The sequence below is a fragment of the Sphingomonas sp. 77B genome (genome assembly GCF_056497825.1).
In genome coordinates this window covers 2,134,814-2,149,401 of the sequence record NZ_JBWMBY010000001.1, presented here as the reverse complement: position 1 = coordinate 2,149,401, position 14,588 = coordinate 2,134,814, and the positions used below count along the sequence as shown (strand labels likewise).

General features: G+C 68.2%; 17 protein-coding genes. 8 read left to right on the top strand and 9 right to left on the bottom strand.

Features of this window, described 5'->3' with window-relative positions; all coding sequences use genetic code 11:
* Window positions 1–9: 9 nt before the first annotated feature.
* The 4 genes from tolR to pal all read left to right on the top strand — a co-directional run bounded on the left by tolR (window position 10) and on the right by pal (window position 3,706).
* Window positions 10–480, top strand: a complete 471-nt coding sequence (tolR, locus tag AC1GI4_RS10100; protein WP_294269894.1) for a protein TolR — start codon at window positions 10–12, stop codon at window positions 478–480.
* A complete protein-coding gene (locus AC1GI4_RS10095) occupies window positions 480–1,493 on the top strand; it encodes a cell envelope biogenesis protein TolA (protein ID WP_479629409.1) in 1,014 nt (337 codons plus the stop codon). The genes tolR and AC1GI4_RS10095 overlap by 1 nt, the downstream gene beginning before the upstream one ends.
* Before the next feature lie 217 nt (window positions 1,494–1,710).
* A complete protein-coding gene (tolB, locus tag AC1GI4_RS10090) occupies window positions 1,711–3,123 on the top strand; it encodes a Tol-Pal system beta propeller repeat protein TolB (RefSeq protein WP_479629408.1) in 1,413 nt (470 codons plus the stop codon).
* A gap of 58 nt (window positions 3,124–3,181) precedes the next feature.
* Window positions 3,182–3,706, top strand: a complete 525-nt coding sequence (gene pal, locus AC1GI4_RS10085) for a peptidoglycan-associated lipoprotein Pal (protein WP_479629407.1) — start codon at window positions 3,182–3,184, stop codon at window positions 3,704–3,706.
* A 381-nt stretch (window positions 3,707–4,087) separates the two neighbouring features.
* Here pal and AC1GI4_RS10080 read toward each other — a convergent pair whose 3' ends face one another.
* Genes AC1GI4_RS10080 through AC1GI4_RS10070 form a run of 3 tightly spaced genes read right to left on the bottom strand, consistent with a single transcriptional unit; the run spans window position 4,088 to window position 7,122 of the window.
* Window positions 4,088–4,948: a S1/P1 nuclease gene (locus AC1GI4_RS10080; RefSeq protein ID WP_479629406.1), complete on the bottom strand. Its 861-nt coding sequence runs from the start codon at window positions 4,946–4,948 to the stop codon at window positions 4,088–4,090.
* A 10-nt stretch (window positions 4,949–4,958) separates the two neighbouring features.
* On the bottom strand, window positions 4,959–5,885 hold the full coding sequence (locus tag AC1GI4_RS10075; protein ID WP_479629405.1) for an isoaspartyl peptidase/L-asparaginase family protein: 927 nt from the start codon (window positions 5,883–5,885) through the stop codon (window positions 4,959–4,961).
* A gap of 43 nt (window positions 5,886–5,928) precedes the next feature.
* Window positions 5,929–7,122, bottom strand: a complete 1,194-nt coding sequence (locus tag AC1GI4_RS10070) for an acyltransferase family protein (RefSeq protein WP_294269876.1) — start codon at window positions 7,120–7,122, stop codon at window positions 5,929–5,931.
* A gap of 61 nt (window positions 7,123–7,183) precedes the next feature.
* On the opposite strand from AC1GI4_RS10070, the gene ispG reads away from it, so the two are divergent.
* The gene (gene ispG / locus AC1GI4_RS10065; RefSeq protein WP_058732960.1) at window positions 7,184–8,311 is read left to right on the top strand and encodes a flavodoxin-dependent (E)-4-hydroxy-3-methylbut-2-enyl-diphosphate synthase; all 1,128 of its coding nucleotides are present in this window, start codon (window positions 7,184–7,186) and stop codon (window positions 8,309–8,311) included.
* Window positions 8,308–8,721, top strand: coding sequence for an NUDIX hydrolase (locus AC1GI4_RS10060; RefSeq protein WP_479629404.1), 414 nt, complete (start codon window positions 8,308–8,310; stop codon window positions 8,719–8,721). Before ispG ends, AC1GI4_RS10060 begins: the two co-directional genes overlap by 4 nt.
* A gap of 141 nt (window positions 8,722–8,862) precedes the next feature.
* On the opposite strand, the gene AC1GI4_RS10055 is transcribed toward AC1GI4_RS10060, so the two are convergent.
* Entirely contained in the window at window positions 8,863–9,633 is a 771-nt protein-coding gene (locus AC1GI4_RS10055) for a transporter (protein ID WP_479629403.1), read from the bottom strand.
* A 226-nt stretch (window positions 9,634–9,859) separates the two neighbouring features.
* On the opposite strand from AC1GI4_RS10055, the gene AC1GI4_RS10050 reads away from it, so the two are divergent.
* Window positions 9,860–10,756 (top strand): DMT family transporter, encoded by an 897-nt coding sequence (locus tag AC1GI4_RS10050; protein WP_479629402.1) that lies wholly within the window; start codon window positions 9,860–9,862, stop codon window positions 10,754–10,756.
* A complete protein-coding gene (locus AC1GI4_RS10045; protein WP_294269866.1) occupies window positions 10,753–11,232 on the top strand; it encodes a GNAT family N-acetyltransferase in 480 nt (159 codons plus the stop codon). The genes AC1GI4_RS10050 and AC1GI4_RS10045 overlap by 4 nt, the downstream gene beginning before the upstream one ends.
* Window positions 11,233–11,449: 217 nt before the next feature.
* Here the strand turns inward: AC1GI4_RS10045 and AC1GI4_RS10040 are convergent, their stop codons facing one another.
* From AC1GI4_RS10040 to AC1GI4_RS10020, 5 genes are read right to left on the bottom strand one after another with little or no spacing between them, the layout of a single operon-like run.
* Window positions 11,450–11,863, bottom strand: a complete 414-nt coding sequence (locus AC1GI4_RS10040) for a hypothetical protein (RefSeq protein ID WP_479629401.1) — start codon at window positions 11,861–11,863, stop codon at window positions 11,450–11,452.
* Window positions 11,864–11,868: 5 nt separating this feature from the next.
* Window positions 11,869–12,417 (bottom strand): GNAT family N-acetyltransferase, encoded by a 549-nt coding sequence (locus tag AC1GI4_RS10035; protein ID WP_479629400.1) that lies wholly within the window; start codon window positions 12,415–12,417, stop codon window positions 11,869–11,871.
* Entirely contained in the window at window positions 12,414–12,833 is a 420-nt protein-coding gene (gene ribH / locus AC1GI4_RS10030; RefSeq protein WP_479629399.1) for a 6,7-dimethyl-8-ribityllumazine synthase, read from the bottom strand. The genes AC1GI4_RS10035 and ribH overlap by 4 nt, the downstream gene beginning before the upstream one ends.
* The gene (ribB, locus tag AC1GI4_RS10025) at window positions 12,833–13,984 is read right to left on the bottom strand and encodes a 3,4-dihydroxy-2-butanone-4-phosphate synthase (RefSeq protein WP_479629398.1); all 1,152 of its coding nucleotides are present in this window, start codon (window positions 13,982–13,984) and stop codon (window positions 12,833–12,835) included. Before ribB ends, ribH begins: the two co-directional genes overlap by 1 nt.
* A complete protein-coding gene (locus tag AC1GI4_RS10020) occupies window positions 13,974–14,588 on the bottom strand; it encodes a riboflavin synthase (protein WP_479629397.1) in 615 nt (204 codons plus the stop codon). Before AC1GI4_RS10020 ends, ribB begins: the two co-directional genes overlap by 11 nt.

Genomic DNA, 14,588 nt, shown 5'->3' with positions numbered 1-14,588 from the left:
GGAACGGCGATGGCCATGAACCTTCCCTCCCGCTCCGGTCGGGGGCGTCGCGCGCCGATGGCGGACATCAACGTGACGCCGCTGGTCGACGTGATGCTGGTGCTTCTCATCATCTTCATGGTGACCGCGCCGCTGCTGACCTCGGGCGTGCCGGTCAACCTGCCCGACAGCCGCGCCAAGGCGCTGGACCAGGAGCAGAAGCCCGAACAGATCGCGATCGACGAACAGGGCCGCATGTTCCTGAACGACGATGAAATCACCGAGGCCGACCTGCCCGCCAGGCTCGACGCGATCGCGGCGCGCAAAGGGCCCGACGGACAGGTGCCGCAGGTCTATCTGCGCGCCGACCGGGCGCTGGATTATGGCCGGGTGATGCGGGTGATGGGCGAGCTGAATCGCGCCGGGCTGAACCGCGTATCGCTGGTCACCGTCGAGGGCGGCCCTGCGCAGGGAGCGGGCCAGGGAGCGGGCGCCCGCTGATGGAGCGTGGGGAACGGATCGGGCTGGCGATCGCGGTCGCAGGACATATCGTCCTGTTCGGCCTGTTGTCGGTCGGCTTTCTGTCGACGCCGAACCCGGAAAAGCTGAAGGTTACGCCGATCGACATCTCTCTGGTAAAGGATGTCGCGCTGGAGGCTGCTTCGCCGACCCCGAACGAGCAGGCCGCCCAGTCGGTAGCCCCCGAAGAGGGAGCGCCCGAGGATGCCGCGCCGCCCGAGCCGGTGGAGGCCGAACCCGAACCCCAGCCCGCGCCGCCGCCCCCGGCGCCGCAACCGAAACCCCAGCCCAAGCCGCAGCCAAAACCCGAGCCGGCCAAGCCCGAGCCGCGCCCGGAACCCAAGCCGCAGCCCAAGCCCGTCGAAAAGCCCCGGCCGCAGCCCAAGCCCCAGCCGAAACCCCAGCCGAAACCAAAGCCCGCGCCCGCCAAACCCGCTCCGGCCAAGCCGGTCCATGAGGCCAAGCCTGCGCCTGCGCGCCCGACCCGTTCGGAAGCCAAGCCTGCGGCCGCCCCCAAGCCCGCCACCCCAGCACGCGGCAGCGGCAAGAGCGAGACGGCGAAGACCACGCGCCCACGCGGCTCGCATCTGGGCGCGGACTTCCTGAAGGGGCTGTCGGCCGATCCGTCGCCGTCCAAGTCGCAGGCCGCGCCCGCCGCCAGGATCGGCGCGCAGCAGCTGGCGAACATCGCCTCGGCGATCCTGCGGCAGGTGCAGCCCTGCGCCAACCGGCAGGTGACGCCGGGACCGGGGGCCGAGCGCATCCGCGTGGCGATCAACCTGCATCTCAACAAGGACGGCAGCCTGGCCGCCGCGCCGCGCGTCGTCGGGCATAGCGGCGTCGATGGCGAGAATGAGCGCTATGTCGACCGGGTCGACGATCTGGCGATCGCGACGTTCAAGGGCTGCTCGCCGCTGCGCGGGCTTCCGGCGGAACTCTATGACGTGCCGGGCGGCTGGAGCAATTTCACGCTGCGCTACAAGCTGCCGGGTTGAGGATGACCGATCCGTCGCTTCGTCCCTGCCCGGTGTCGATCCCCTTCGACGCGGTGGCCGCGTTTTCGGCGACAGGGGCGCGAGGGATCGTTACCAAGGTAACGACAGTTTTAAGAAACTGTCCATTACGCGACAGGCCCTCGGCGCTTTATGGAGCGCCGGGCGGCTGGAGCGACGTCACTCTTCGTTTCAGACTTCCGGGTTGAGGATCATGTTTATGCCCCGTTCCCTGCTGACCCTGCCGCTCACGCTGGCGCTGGCCGCCAGCGCCGTGGGGGCGCAGGACGTGCCCGCGCCCCAGGATCAAGCAACGGCGCCCGCTCCCGCCGCCGGGCAGCAGCCCGCCGTCCAGCCCGCCAACGGTCAGGAAGGCCTGGTCGTCGATGTCGAGGGCGGCATCTCCGCGCCGATGCCCATCGCCATCCCCGCCATGCCGACCAGCGCGGTGGTGCAGACGCCCGCGGGCACGACCGACGTCGTGGGGCAGAAGCTGTCCGAAATCATCGCCAACGACCTGCGCAATTCGGGGCTATTCACGCCGATCCCGCCCGCGCAGCTGCGTACCGTGTCGTTTCCGGAAGTGACCGCGCCCGCCTTCGACTATTGGAACGGCACCGGCGCGCAGGCGCTGGTCCAGGGCTATGTCCGCGCCAATGGCGACGGGACGCTCACGGTCGGCTGCTATCTCTACGACGTGCTGGCCAAGAGCGAGCTGGCGCGGCAGGGCTTTGTCGTGTCGCCGGGCGACTGGCGGCGCGCGGCGCATAAGTGCGCCGACACCATCTATACCAAGCTGACCGGCGAAGGCCCCTATTTCGACAGCCGCATCACCTATGTCTCGGAAACGGGGCCCAAGGCGCATCGTATCAAGCGGCTGGCGATCATGGACCAGGACGGGGCGAACCACCGTTTCCTGACCAACGGCCAGTCGATCGTGCTGACCCCGCGCTTCGCGCCGAACCAGCAGTCGATCGTCTATATGTCCTATATCGACAAGCGGCCCGCCATCTATGTCTATGACATCGGCACCGGCCGCCAGCGCCTGGTGGTGCAGAATGCCGCGACGACCTTCGCGCCGCGCTTCTCACCCGATGGCCGCTGGATCCTGTTCTCTATGGCGCAAGGTGGCAACACCGATATCTACCGCGTGTCGTCGCAGGGGGGCACGCCGCAGCGGCTGACCAACGCGCCCGGCATCGACACGGGCGGTAGCTATTCGCCCGATGGATCGAAGATCGTCTTCGAAAGCGATCGCTCGGGCGGGCAGCAGATTTACGTCATGAATGCCGATGGTTCGAACCAGCAGCGGATCAGCTTCGGTGGCGGGCGCTATGCGACGCCGGTCTGGAGCCCGCGCGGCGACCTGATCGCCTTTACGAAGCTGGGCGGGGCGTTCCGCATCGGCATCATGAGCCCGTCGGGTGGCGGCGAGAAGCTGTTGACCAACAGCTGGCAGGACGAGGGGCCGAGCTGGTCGCCCAATGGCCGCGTCATCACCTTCCAGCGTACGACGCCAGGGGCGTCGGGCAAGGCGGATGTGTGGATGGTCGATCTGACCGGCGTGAATGAGCGCCGCATTCCGACGCCGCTTGACGGATCGGACCCGGCCTGGGGTCCGCTGCGCCAGTAAAGTCGCTTTGGGGGCCAGTTTCGGGGGTTCCACCAATCTGTAGGGAGTTGAAAGTCCGATGACCAAGATCAAGACCACGCTCGTCGTCGCCACCATGGCGATCGCCATGGCGGGCTGCGCCAAGAAGCGCCCCGAAGTGCTGCCGCCCGCGCCGGTCAGCCAGGGCACCGGCGTCGATCCCAATGCGGGCGCGACCACCAATCCGGACGGCGCGATCGTTCCTGGCTCGGACGCCGACTTCAAGCGCTCGGTGACGTCGAACACCATTCATTTCGGCACCGATCAGTATGACATCGATCCCGAAGCGCGCGCGATCCTGGACAGCCAGGCGGCCTGGCTGATGCGCTATCCCAATGTGCGCATCACCATCGAAGGCAATTGCGACGAGCGCGGCACCCGCGAATACAACCTCGCGCTGGGCGAGCGCCGTGCGAACTCGGCCAAGAATTATCTGGCCGCGCGCGGTGTATCGCCGGAGCGGATGAACGTCATCAGCTATGGCAAGGAACGCCCGATCGCGCTGGGCTCGGACGAAGCCGCCTGGGCGCAGAACCGTCGCGACGTGACGGTGGTGTTGAACTGATCGGCGGTTCAAATCCTCCCCATCTTTGATGGGGAGGGGGACCGCGCCCGGAGGGCGTGGTGGAGGGGCCTCGCCTGTCAGGGCGATGGGAGAGGACTGGCTGGTCCGTCTGCGCCCTTCCACCACCGTTTAGATCGTGATGACATTGCATTGGATCGAGGCAAGCCCCTCCCCTTCAGGGGAGGGGTTGGGGTGGGGCCTCGCTACAGGCCTCACGCTTGCGGAAGCGCCCCACCCCCGGCCCCTCCCCTGAAGGGGAGGGGCGAGTTCATCTCATGTCATCTTGCTCTAGCCTGAGCAAAGTCGAAGGCCACGGGATTCGCGTGCGGCAAAGCGCCGGGCGTGCCCTTCGATGTCGCTCAGTGCGAACGGGCGGGGGTATTACCCCCGGAACGCCTGGTTCAGCAGCTTGGCCAGCCGCAGCCCGCCACGCTTCACCTGCTCGCGCTCGACCGGCGCCATTTCGCGGATCGCGGCTTCGTTCATCGTCATGTGCGCGGGCGTCGGCTGGCACGGATCGCCACCCATCGCCGCGGCATAGGCGCGCTTGGCGATCGCCCAGTTCTCACGGCTCCAAGCCTCCACATCACCCGCCGACTCGCGCCGCCGCTCGGCCGCGGGATAGGCGCGGACCAGCTTGGGCGGCGTCGAGATCGCCCGCTCGGCGAGCAGACCGTCCCAGATCGAATGCAGGTTCAGGCGCGGCGTCGCATAGGTGCCGTAATCGACATGCGTGTCGTTGCCGCCCTTGTCGCTCTTGTCGCCCGCATGAAGCGGCTGGTGCAGATCGCCGACGAAATGGACCAGGAAGGCCAGCGCCATCACCCGGTCCTTCGAACTGGCCCGCCTGTCCTTCAGGATCGCCAGCTGGCGCGGGATCTGCGCCGAGACGCAGTCGCCCGAATCGCAGGCCGGGGGCAAGCGGAAGGGCTGGCAGATGTCGATATTCTGATAGTGCCAGCTATAGGCATAGCCGAAGCGCGACTTGCCGTTTTCGTCCTTCAGCGGCTTGACGCAATCGGGCCAGACGCTGGCCTCCTCGATCGTCCGCACCGGGCAGGTCGGCGTATCGAGCGTGGCTTGCGCCTTCAGAATCTGGCGGATTTCCGTGCGGGCATGGGGTGTGATGTTGGCCCAGGCGATGGCCGCGACGGTTTCGTGGCCATATTCCCAATAGGCGGCGGCGGGGGAGGCGAGCAAAAGGCCCGCCAGCATCCCGATGAGGATACGCAAGTGCTTCATGGGCCGCCTTTTATCCCTCGTCGGCGTAGATCGCCACCCGATGTTCGCCCATCGCCGTCGCACGGCCGCGATACATACCCGCCGTCGTCATGCTCCAGGCGATGCTGCCGTCGGGGCCTGCGACGATGGTCCCGCCGGTGCCGCCCAGGTCCTTCACCTCGGCCAGTACCGTGTCGGCGGCGGCCTGTATGCTCTCGCCGGTGAAGCGGCGGCGCGCGGCGATCTCATGCCCGACGCCGACGCGGATAAAGACCTCACCCGACCCGGTGCACGACACCGCACAGGCCCGGTCGTCGGCATAGGTGCCTGCACCCACCAACGGCGAATCGCCGATCCGGCCCCAGCGCTTGCCGGTCACGCCCCCGGTCGAGGTGGCGGCGGCGACATGGCCGTGGTTGTCACAGGCGACTGCGCCGACCGTGCCGTATTTCATGTCGCTGTCGAAGGCGTCGGCACTGCGGGACAGCAGTTCATCGAGCTGCCGCCGCCGTTCGTCGGTGTGGAACCAGCTGGGGTCGACCTGCTCCAGCCCCTGTTCGGCCGAGAAGCGATCCGCCCCCGATCCGGCGAGCAGGACGTGCGGGCTGGCCTCCATGACCTTGCGCGCCAGCGACACCGGGTTGCGGGTGCGCGTCACCCCGGCGACCGAGCCCGCACGCCGGTCGCGCCCGTCCATGATCGCGGCGTCGAGTTCGTTGGTCCCCTCGCGCGTGAAACAGGCGCCACGCCCGGCGTTGAAGTGCGGATCGTCCTCCAGCACGCGCACCGCCGCCTCGACCGCGTCCAGCGCGCTGCCGCCCGCTGCCAGCACCGCCGACCCGGCCTTCAGCGCGGCGTCCAGCCCGGCGCGCGCGCCCGCATCCTGTTCGGGGGTCAGCACGTCACGGGTGATCCGGCCCGCGCCGCCATGGATGACCAGCGACCAGGATGGGGACATGGGCGAAACTCCGAAACTGTCAGGGAAATCGCCCGCGCCCCTATCAGATCGCGGGCTTGCTGCCATCCCCCGAGGGCGAAGGCCGATCCGTCCGAGGCGGTCGGAGGCCGATCAAGGGGCGCAACCAGCGCACCTCTCTGCCGATCCGATAAAAGGCCCAGCACCCCGCTACCGTCGCGGCGATCAGGATCAACGTATCCACCCACAACGGCCAGCCCAGCCCACGCAGGGCCAGGGCGACCAGAATGATGATCGTCTGGTGGATCAGGTAGAAGGGGAAGACCGCCTCGGTCAGCGTCCGCCGCCAGGGATGGTCGCGGTTCCAGAAGCGCTCGGCGACCCCGATCAGTGCGACGACCGCCATCCAGCCCTGCACCGCGCGCGCGCCCGCGAACAGGATGCCCAGCCCCTGCGGCGCGCCCGCCAGCCCCGGCCAGCGCCACTCCAAGCCGCCCGCGATCGCATAGCTGGCGATGGCGATCCCGGCGGCGACCGACCAGCCCCGGCGGAAGCTGTCCAGCACCCGCTCCGATCCCGCCATGCCGAATCCAAACAGCAGGGCCGGGAAATAGATGGCATGGGCCAGCCAATCGCCGAGCAGCGCATGCGTCTCCGACTGGCCGGGGAAGAAGCGGATATCGATCAGCAGCAGCGCGACGACCGGCAACACCGCGCCGCCCCAGCCGCCCAGCACCCGGTCGAACAAGGCTTGCGCCGCTCCGGCAAAGCGATGGCCCACCGCCAGCATCACCGCGATCGCCATGGTATAGACCCATAGATAGCCGACGAACCAAAGATGGTTCCAGGCGGGCGTCGGCACCACGCCGCCGATCGCGCGAAAGCTCAGCCAGTCACGGGTCCAGAACGCCCAATAGGGCCCGGTATAGCCATATTTGCTGACCAGCTCGGCCCAGATCTGCGGCGGCACCAACACGCACACACCGAAGGCGAGCGGTACGAGCAGCCGGATGCTGCGCCCCCGCGCGAAGCTGAAGATCGTGGGATGTCGCACCGCCAGCGCGCGCGTGGCGTAGCCCGACACCACGAACAGCAGCATCAGCCGCCACGGATTGCTCGCGAGCATCGGGATCGCGACCCAGGGCAGGCTCGCCAGCTGGACGTGGAAGCCCCAGGGCACGAAGACCATGCCGATATGGTACAGGATCAGGATGGCGAAGGCGCCGATCCGCAGCCAGTCTAGGCCGTAATGGCGGGGGATGGGGGCGGCGGCGGTCATTCTGGGGGTCTGGTACAGCACTGACTTTGAACCGCAACGCGCTTGCGCGTATATAGGGCCCATGTCCATTCGTCCCTGGCGTGATATCGCCCGCCGCCAAAGCCGTCAGATCATGGTGGGCAATGTGCCCGTGGGGGGCGACGCCCCCGTCACCGTGCAGACCATGACCAACACGCCGACCAGCGATCCGGTCGCCACAATCAACCAGATCCGGCGCTGCGAAGAGGCGGGCGCCGACATCATCCGCGTTTCCTGCCCCGACACCGACTCGACCGCCGCACTGGCCAAGATCACCAAGGCGGCGCGCGTTCCCATCGTCGCGGACATCCATTTCCACTATAAGCGCGCGCTGGAAGCCGCCGATGCGGGCGCGGCGTGCCTGCGCATCAATCCGGGCAATATCGGCTCGTCCGAGCGCGTCGCCGAGGTCGTTCGCGCCGCCAAGGCCAATGGCTGCGCCATCCGTATCGGCGTGAATGCCGGGTCACTGGAGAAGGACCTGCTCGAAAAATATGGCGAGCCGTGCCCCGAGGCGCTGGTCGAATCGGCGCTCGACCATATCAAGCTGCTCCAGGATCATGATTTCCACGAATATAAGGTCGCGGTGAAGGCGTCCGACGTCTTCCTGGCGGTCGCCGCCTATCAGGGGCTGGCCGAGGCGACCGACTGCCCGCTGCATCTGGGCATCACCGAGGCGGGCGGGTTGATCGGCGGGACGGTCAAGTCCTCGATCGGCATCGGTTCGCTCCTCTGGTTCGGGATCGGTGACACGATCCGCGTCTCGCTTTCGGCCGAGCCGGAGGAAGAGGTGCGCGTCGGCTTCGAGATCCTGAAGGCGCTGGGCATTCGCAATCGCGGTGTGCGCGTCGTGTCCTGCCCGTCCTGCGCGCGCCAGGGCTTCGACGTGATCCGCACCGTGCAGGTGCTGGAGGAACGACTCCAGCATATCCGCACGCCGATGTCGCTGTCGGTGCTGGGCTGTGTCGTCAACGGCCCCGGCGAAGCGCGCGAGACCGATATCGGCGTGACCGGCGGCGGCAACGGCAAGCACATGGTCTATCTGTCCGGCCTGACCGACCACACGGTCGAGGATGCCGATATGGTCGAGCATATCGTCAAGCTGGTCGAGGCCAAGGCGGCGGAGCTGGAAGCGGCGGATGTCGCCAAGGCGGCGATCGCGGCGGAGTGACGTCCTCCATCATCCGCATCGCCGCCGCCCTGATCGAAGACGGGGCGGGGCGATTGCTGTTGGTGCGCAAGGCGGGCACGTCGTGTTTCATGCAGGCGGGCGGCAAGATCGAACCCGGCGAGGACCCCGCCGCCGCGCTGCTCCGCGAACTGGACGAGGAGATCGGCCTGCGTGTGGGCGTGGACGCGCTGCGGCCGATCGGTCGATTCTCGGCGGCGGCGGCGAATGAACCGGGGCACCGGATCGACGCCACCGTCTTCCACCTGCGCAGCACGCATGCGCCTGTTCCGGCGGCGGAGATCGAGGAAGCGATCTGGGTGGATGTCGCCACGGCCAAGACGATGACGCTGGCGCCGTTGCTTCGCGACCATATCCTGCCCTGGTATCGCCAGACGCTTACACATCCCTAATTCCTCCCCTGCAAGGGGAGGGGGACCAGCGGAGCTGGTGGAGGGGTGTCGCCGCTGGTGATTGCGGTATGACCTCGCAACCGGGGACACCCCTCCGTCAGGGCTGCGCCCTGCCACCTCCCCTGCAAGGGGAGGAATGGGTTACAACCGCAACCCCAGCCGAACGCCTGCCCCGACATCGGGCGCGCCCTTGCTGACTCCGGCGCTGCCTTGCAGTCCCAGCGACAGGCGCTGAGACAAAGCGGTGTCCAGCCCCGCGCCGATCTCCTGCCGGTCGGCGACCTGATCGCTGATCCGCGAGGCGTAGTTATACGAGACGCTGACCTCGCTGGCCTTGCCGATGCCGACCGCGACACCGCCCCGCGCGCTGGTCACGTCGCGCAAGCGATAGCCGTCGGGCTGGCCGACGAAGCTGTGGCCGACCGCCGCGAAGGGCGTGACCTTGCCCGGCACCGCCGCTTCGGCCACGACCGAATAATCCGCCTTGCCGGTTCCCAGCCCCCGCGCGGCCGAGGCGGTGGGCAGCTTGGCGCTGCCGGTCAGGGCGAGGGCCAGATGATGGCGGCGCGGCGGGATTACCTGTACCGAGGCGCCGACCACCGCATCGCCCAGCCCGGAGCGCCGCTCGCGCGTGGCGGGGCGGGTGGGGTCGGTGAAGATCGGCAGGCCCAGCGGCCCGCCCGGTGCGATGACATTGCCCGGCGCATCGACCTGCACCACCGGCAAAGCGGCGAAGACCGTCACCCGCTTGCGCTTGGCGCGCAGCGAGAAGGTGGAGCTGGCGCTGCGGACCTGCTGGCCGGTGCCGTACCGGCCCGAAGCATAGTCCGCGCCGACCGATGCCGTGACCTGCGCACTCGCGGGCACCGCCACCAGCATGGCCAGACCCGTTGCGGCGATCAGCGTCTTCATACCCTTTGTCCCTTGGTGTCCTGTTCCGAAGGGGCAACGGATGCGGGGCGTGGTTTAATCCCTACGTCGGTTGATTTGGCGACCCTCACCCTTCCGGCGCTTCGCGCCTCCCTCCCTCTCCCGTCGGGAGAGGGAAGGGGCCCACACGCCGCAGGCGGGTGGGAAGGGTGAGGGGCGTAACCGACCGCTCTCGCCTTTCACCCGCCGCCCCGGTATCGCCCTCGGCATGAGCGCGCGCACGTCCCCTGTCATCGCCTTCGGCGCCGCCGCGCTCGGCATTGCGATCTATTCGGTGATGGACACGCTGATGAAGCGGCTGTCGATCGACAGCGGCGCCTATAGCGCGGTGCTGTGGCGGTCCTGGGTTGGGGTGGCGATCACGGGGGTGCTGTTCCTCGCCCGGGGGGGCCGCTGGCCGGGACGCGCGGTCTTGGCCCTGCATATCGCGCGCGGTGCGACCGGCGGCGCGTCGGTATGGCTGTTCTTCTGGGGACTGGCGCGGGTGCCGATGGCGCAGAGCATCGCGCTCACCTTTTTGTCGCCGCTGATCGCGCTCTTCCTCGCCGCCTTCATGCTGGGCGAGACGGTGCGGCGCGCGGCGATCCTGGGCTCGCTGATCGCGGGGGTCGGGGTGCTGGTGATCGCGGGCGGCGAGGTGCAGGCCCAGGCCTCGACGGACGTGGTGCTGGGATCGATCGCGATCCTGGTCGCCTCGATCCTCTATGCGATCAGCCTGGTGCTGCTGCGGCGGCAGGCCCAAGCGGCGGGCCCGGCCGAGGTGGCGCTGTTCACCATGCTGGTCATCGCCGTGCTGATGACGCCGGCCGCCCCGTTCGTCTCGGGCTGGCCCGCCGCCTATCAATGGCCCGCCATCGTAATCGCCGCGCTGCTCGGCAGCCTGTCGGCGCTGCTGCTCGCCTGGGCCTATGCGCGGGCCGAGGCGCAGATGCTGGCGCCGGTCGAATATACCGCCTTCGTCTGGGCCGCGTGCCTGGGCTATGCCGTATTCGGCGAGCATGTCTCGCTGTTCACGCTGGCGGGGGCGGCATTGATTATCGGGGGGTGCGTGGTGGCGGTGCGGCGGCCGGTCGCGCCCGGCCCGCAGAGCGAGGCAGGGTTATGAGCATCATCCTTCGTGCCGCAGAACCGGCCGACACCGCCACGATCCTGAGCTTCGTGCGCGAACTGGCGGCGTTCGAGCGCGAGCCCGACGCGGTCGTCGCGACCGAGCCGATGCTGGCCGAGGCGCTGTTCGGCCCCCGCCCGGCGGCGGAAGCGGTGATCGCCGAGCGGGACGGGCAGGCGGTCGGCTTCGCGTTGTTCTTCGCCAATTTCTCGACCTGGACCGGGCGGCAGGGGCTGTATCTGGAAGACCTGTACGTCACGCCGCCCGCGCGCGGGGCCGGGGTGGGCAAGGCGCTGCTGATCCATCTGGCGGGCATCGCGCGCGATCGGGGCTGGGCGCGGTTCGAATGGTCGGTGCTCGACTGGAACACGCCCGCGATCGAGTTCTACCGCGCGATGGGCGCGCAGGCGATGGACGAGTGGACCGTGCAGCGGGTTTCGGGCGAGGCGCTGGAGAAGTTGGCGGGGCGCTAGGCGTGTCTTGGGCTCACGCAGCCGCGCGGGGGACATAGGGGCCGTACCTCCTTCCTCTGTCGCAGGCTGGAGGTGATGGAGATGGAGACCGCGTCGCCGCGCGTGCTTGGCCGGTCCCACTAACGAAGGTGGGGCTAGAGCAAGATGACATGAGATGAACTCACCCCTCCCCTGAAGGGGAGGGGCTTACCTTGGTTCAAGGCAATGTCATCACAGTCTAAACGCCGCTATCCAACCCGTCGATAAAGCCCGTCACCTGCTGCCGCGCCGTCTCCCGGGCCTTGGGGTTGAGGAGGAGCAGAGGCGCGCCCCAAATGACCGGAATGGCGAAGCCCAGCAGCGCCCAAACGATCACCACCGCGACCAATCCGGCACCGGCATAACGCAGTTTCTGCATCGCCCCCGCATCCAGCGTCAGGGTACGGGGTCCCTTGGCGTCGTAGAGACCATCGGTCGTCCAGACCCCGCCGCCATCGAAGCGGAGCCGCTCCGGCAGCTTGAATCGAGCGATGCTCTTGTCCGACGGGCGTGGCGTCGCCGTCCGCCGGGACGGAGGTGCCTTGCCCGCCTGGGTGTCGATCACCTCCAGCCGCCGCCCTCGTTCGACGACGCGGAAGCGGGTGGGCGGCATGTCTGTCATTCGAAGCGTACTTCCCGCCGGGCGCGCCACTGGTCGGCGCTTTGCCCCCAGGCGTCGACGCGGAATGTTTCCAGAGGGGCGGGCAGGCTCACTGGCCCCTCGTTCACCGCGCCCAGCCGCTGCGCCAGCCGCATCGAGCCCATATTCTCCGGATCGATGGTGTGGATCACATGATCCCAGCCGAGCACGTCGACCGCATAGTCCATCGCCGCGCAGGCCGCTTCATAGGCATAGCCGCGCCCGGCAAATTCGCGCGCCACGCCCCAGGCGACCTCGCGCCCCGGCCAGCCCTCGGGTTGCCAGGGGCCGATCCGTCCGACCCAGCGGCCGGTGTCGCGCTCGATCACCGAGAACATGGCAAAGCCGCGCACTCTCCACGCACCGACCATGGTGCACAGCGATCGCCATGCCGCCCCGCGCGTCTGGACGCCGCCGAGGAAGCGCATCGTGTCCTCCTCGGCATGGAAGGCCGCCCAGGCCTCGAAATCCTCCGCCGAGGGAAGCCGCAAGGTCAACCGCTCGGTCTGGAGGACGGGCGATGTCACCCGAACCGGCCCTTCAGCGCCAGCATGGCGAGCGCCGCCTTGGCCGCCTCGCCGCCCTTGTTCTTTTCGTCCGGCCTGGCGCGGGTCAGGGCCTGCGCCTCGTTCTCGGTGGTGATGATGCCGTTACCGATGGGCAGGCCATCCATGGTGAGCGCCATCAGGCCGCGCGCGCTCTCGTTCGAGACGATCTCAAAATGATAGGTCTCGCCGCGGATTACCACGCCGATCGCGACGAACGCGTCGAAGCGCCCGGTGTCGGCCGCCATCGCGACCGCGCCCGGAATCTCCAGCGCGCCGGGGACGGTGATCGTCTCATGGCTGTGCCCCGCCTCCTCGATCGCGGCGCGCGCGCCCGCCAGCAGCAGGTCGTTCAGATGCTCGTAGAAGCGGGCTTCGACGATCAACACATGCGCCATCAGGCGTCTCCCTCAGCATTTTCGATACGACGTTCGCCGACGATCGACAGGCCATAGCCGTCGAGCCCGATCAGCGTGTGATGGGTGTTGGTGAGCAGCACCATGTCCTGCACGCCCAGTTCGGCCAGGATCATCGCGCCGACGCCGTAATCGCGCAGTTCCTCCATATCGATCTGCACTTCCTCACCGGCCTTCAGGCGGACGGCGGTGGTGAAGGCGTCGGTGCGTGGGCGATTGATGACGACGATCACGCCCGAGCCTTCCTCGGCGATCATCCGCATCGACTTGGCGAGCAGTGCGCCGCGCGCGCCCGCCTCGCCGAACACATCGGCGAACGGCGACAGCGCGTGCATCCGCACCAGCACCGGCTGGTCGGTGTCGAGCTTGCCCTTGACCAGCGCGACCTGCTCGGTGCCCGTCGCCTTGTTGCGATAGGCGCGCGCGGTCCAGGTGCCGCCCCATTCGCTCTCGAACGTGGCTTCGGACTGCAACTCGACCAGATGGTCGTAGCGGCGGCGATAGGCGATCAGGTCGCGGATCGTGCCGATCTTGAGGTTATGGAGCTGCGCGAACGACACCAGGTCGTCCATCCGCGCCATCGTCCCGTCCTCGTTCATGATCTCGCAGATCACGCCCGAGGGGTTCAGCCCGGCGAGGCGCGCAACATCGACCGCCGCCTCGGTATGGCCTGCGCGCACCAGCACACCGCCATCGCGCGCGACCAGCGGGAAGACATGGCCCGGCGTCACCAGCGCGTCCGCTCCATGGCTCGAGTCGATCGCCACCGCGATGGTCCGCGCACGGTCGGCGGCGGAGATGCCGGTCGTCACCCCCTCGCGCGCCTCGATCGAGATGGTGAAGGCGGTTTCGTGCCGCGTCCCGTTCTTCGGGCTCATCAACGGCAGGCCCAGCGTGTCGACCCGCTCGCGCGTCATGGCCAGGCAGATCAGGCCGCGCCCGTGCCGTGCCATGAAGTTGACCTTCTCGGGCGTCGCCATCTGGGCGGGGATGACCAGATCGCCCTCATTCTCCCGGTCCTCGTCATCGACCAGGATGAACATGCGGCCGTTGCGCGCCTCGTCGATGATCTCTTCGGGGCTGGACAGGAAACCGCGCCGCAGACCGGCCAAAGCGTCGGGATTAGCGGCCACGATAATGCTCCATGCGCTGCAGGTACCGGGCGAGCACGTCGATCTCGATATTGACGCGCTGTCCCGCCGTAATGCCGCCCAGCGTGGTGACGGCGGCGGTGTGGGGGATGATGTTCAGGCCGAAGACGGTGGTGCCTCTGTCTTCTGGCGCGCCGTCCTCGACGCTGTTGACGGTCAGCGAGACGCCGTCGACCGTCACCGACCCCTTGGTCGCCATGAAGGGGGCGAGGTCGGCAGGCACGGACACGAAGACGCGGTGCGATCCGCCTTCCTCGGCCACCGATACCACCGTGCCGACGCCGTCGACATGGCCGGTGACGATATGGCCGCCCAGCTCGTCGCCCAGCTTCATCGCGCGTTCGAGGTTGAGGGGGCGCCCCTGATGCCACTGATCTGCGGTGCGCCCGATCGTCTCGGCCGATACGTCGACCGCGAACCAGCCGGGGCCCTTCTCGACGACGGTCAGGCAGACGCCCGAACAGGCGATCGACGCGCCCAGGTCGATGGTGCCCGTATCATAGGCGGTGGCGATGACGACTCGCGTGTCGCCGCGCGTTTCCACGGCGGTGACGGAGCCGATGTCGGTGACGATCCCGGTAAACAT

Bases quoted from the DNA above. Each gene is read 5' to 3' on its own strand.
- tolR (WP_294269894.1), top strand. From the start codon at position 10: ATGGCCATGAACCTTCCCTCCCGCTCCGGTCGGGGGCGTCGCGCGCCG.
- AC1GI4_RS10095 (WP_479629409.1), top strand. From the start codon at position 480: ATGGAGCGTGGGGAACGGATCGGGCTGGCGATCGCGGTCGCAGGACAT.
- tolB (WP_479629408.1), top strand. From the start codon at position 1,711: ATGCCCCGTTCCCTGCTGACCCTGCCGCTCACGCTGGCGCTGGCCGCC.
- pal (WP_479629407.1), top strand. From the start codon at position 3,182: ATGACCAAGATCAAGACCACGCTCGTCGTCGCCACCATGGCGATCGCC.
- AC1GI4_RS10080 (WP_479629406.1), bottom strand. From the start codon at position 4,948: ATGAAGCACTTGCGTATCCTCATCGGGATGCTGGCGGGCCTTTTGCTC.
- AC1GI4_RS10075 (WP_479629405.1), bottom strand. From the start codon at position 5,885: ATGTCCCCATCCTGGTCGCTGGTCATCCATGGCGGCGCGGGCCGGATC.
- AC1GI4_RS10070 (WP_294269876.1), bottom strand. From the start codon at position 7,122: ATGACCGCCGCCGCCCCCATCCCCCGCCATTACGGCCTAGACTGGCTG.
- ispG (WP_058732960.1), top strand. From the start codon at position 7,184: ATGTCCATTCGTCCCTGGCGTGATATCGCCCGCCGCCAAAGCCGTCAG.
- AC1GI4_RS10055 (WP_479629403.1), bottom strand. From the start codon at position 9,633: ATGAAGACGCTGATCGCCGCAACGGGTCTGGCCATGCTGGTGGCGGTG.
- AC1GI4_RS10050 (WP_479629402.1), top strand. From the start codon at position 9,860: ATGAGCGCGCGCACGTCCCCTGTCATCGCCTTCGGCGCCGCCGCGCTC.
- AC1GI4_RS10045 (WP_294269866.1), top strand. From the start codon at position 10,753: ATGAGCATCATCCTTCGTGCCGCAGAACCGGCCGACACCGCCACGATC.
- AC1GI4_RS10040 (WP_479629401.1), bottom strand. From the start codon at position 11,863: ATGCCGCCCACCCGCTTCCGCGTCGTCGAACGAGGGCGGCGGCTGGAG.
- ribH (WP_479629399.1), bottom strand. From the start codon at position 12,833: ATGGCGCATGTGTTGATCGTCGAAGCCCGCTTCTACGAGCATCTGAAC.
- AC1GI4_RS10020 (WP_479629397.1), bottom strand. From the start codon at position 14,588: ATGTTTACCGGGATCGTCACCGACATCGGCTCCGTCACCGCCGTGGAA.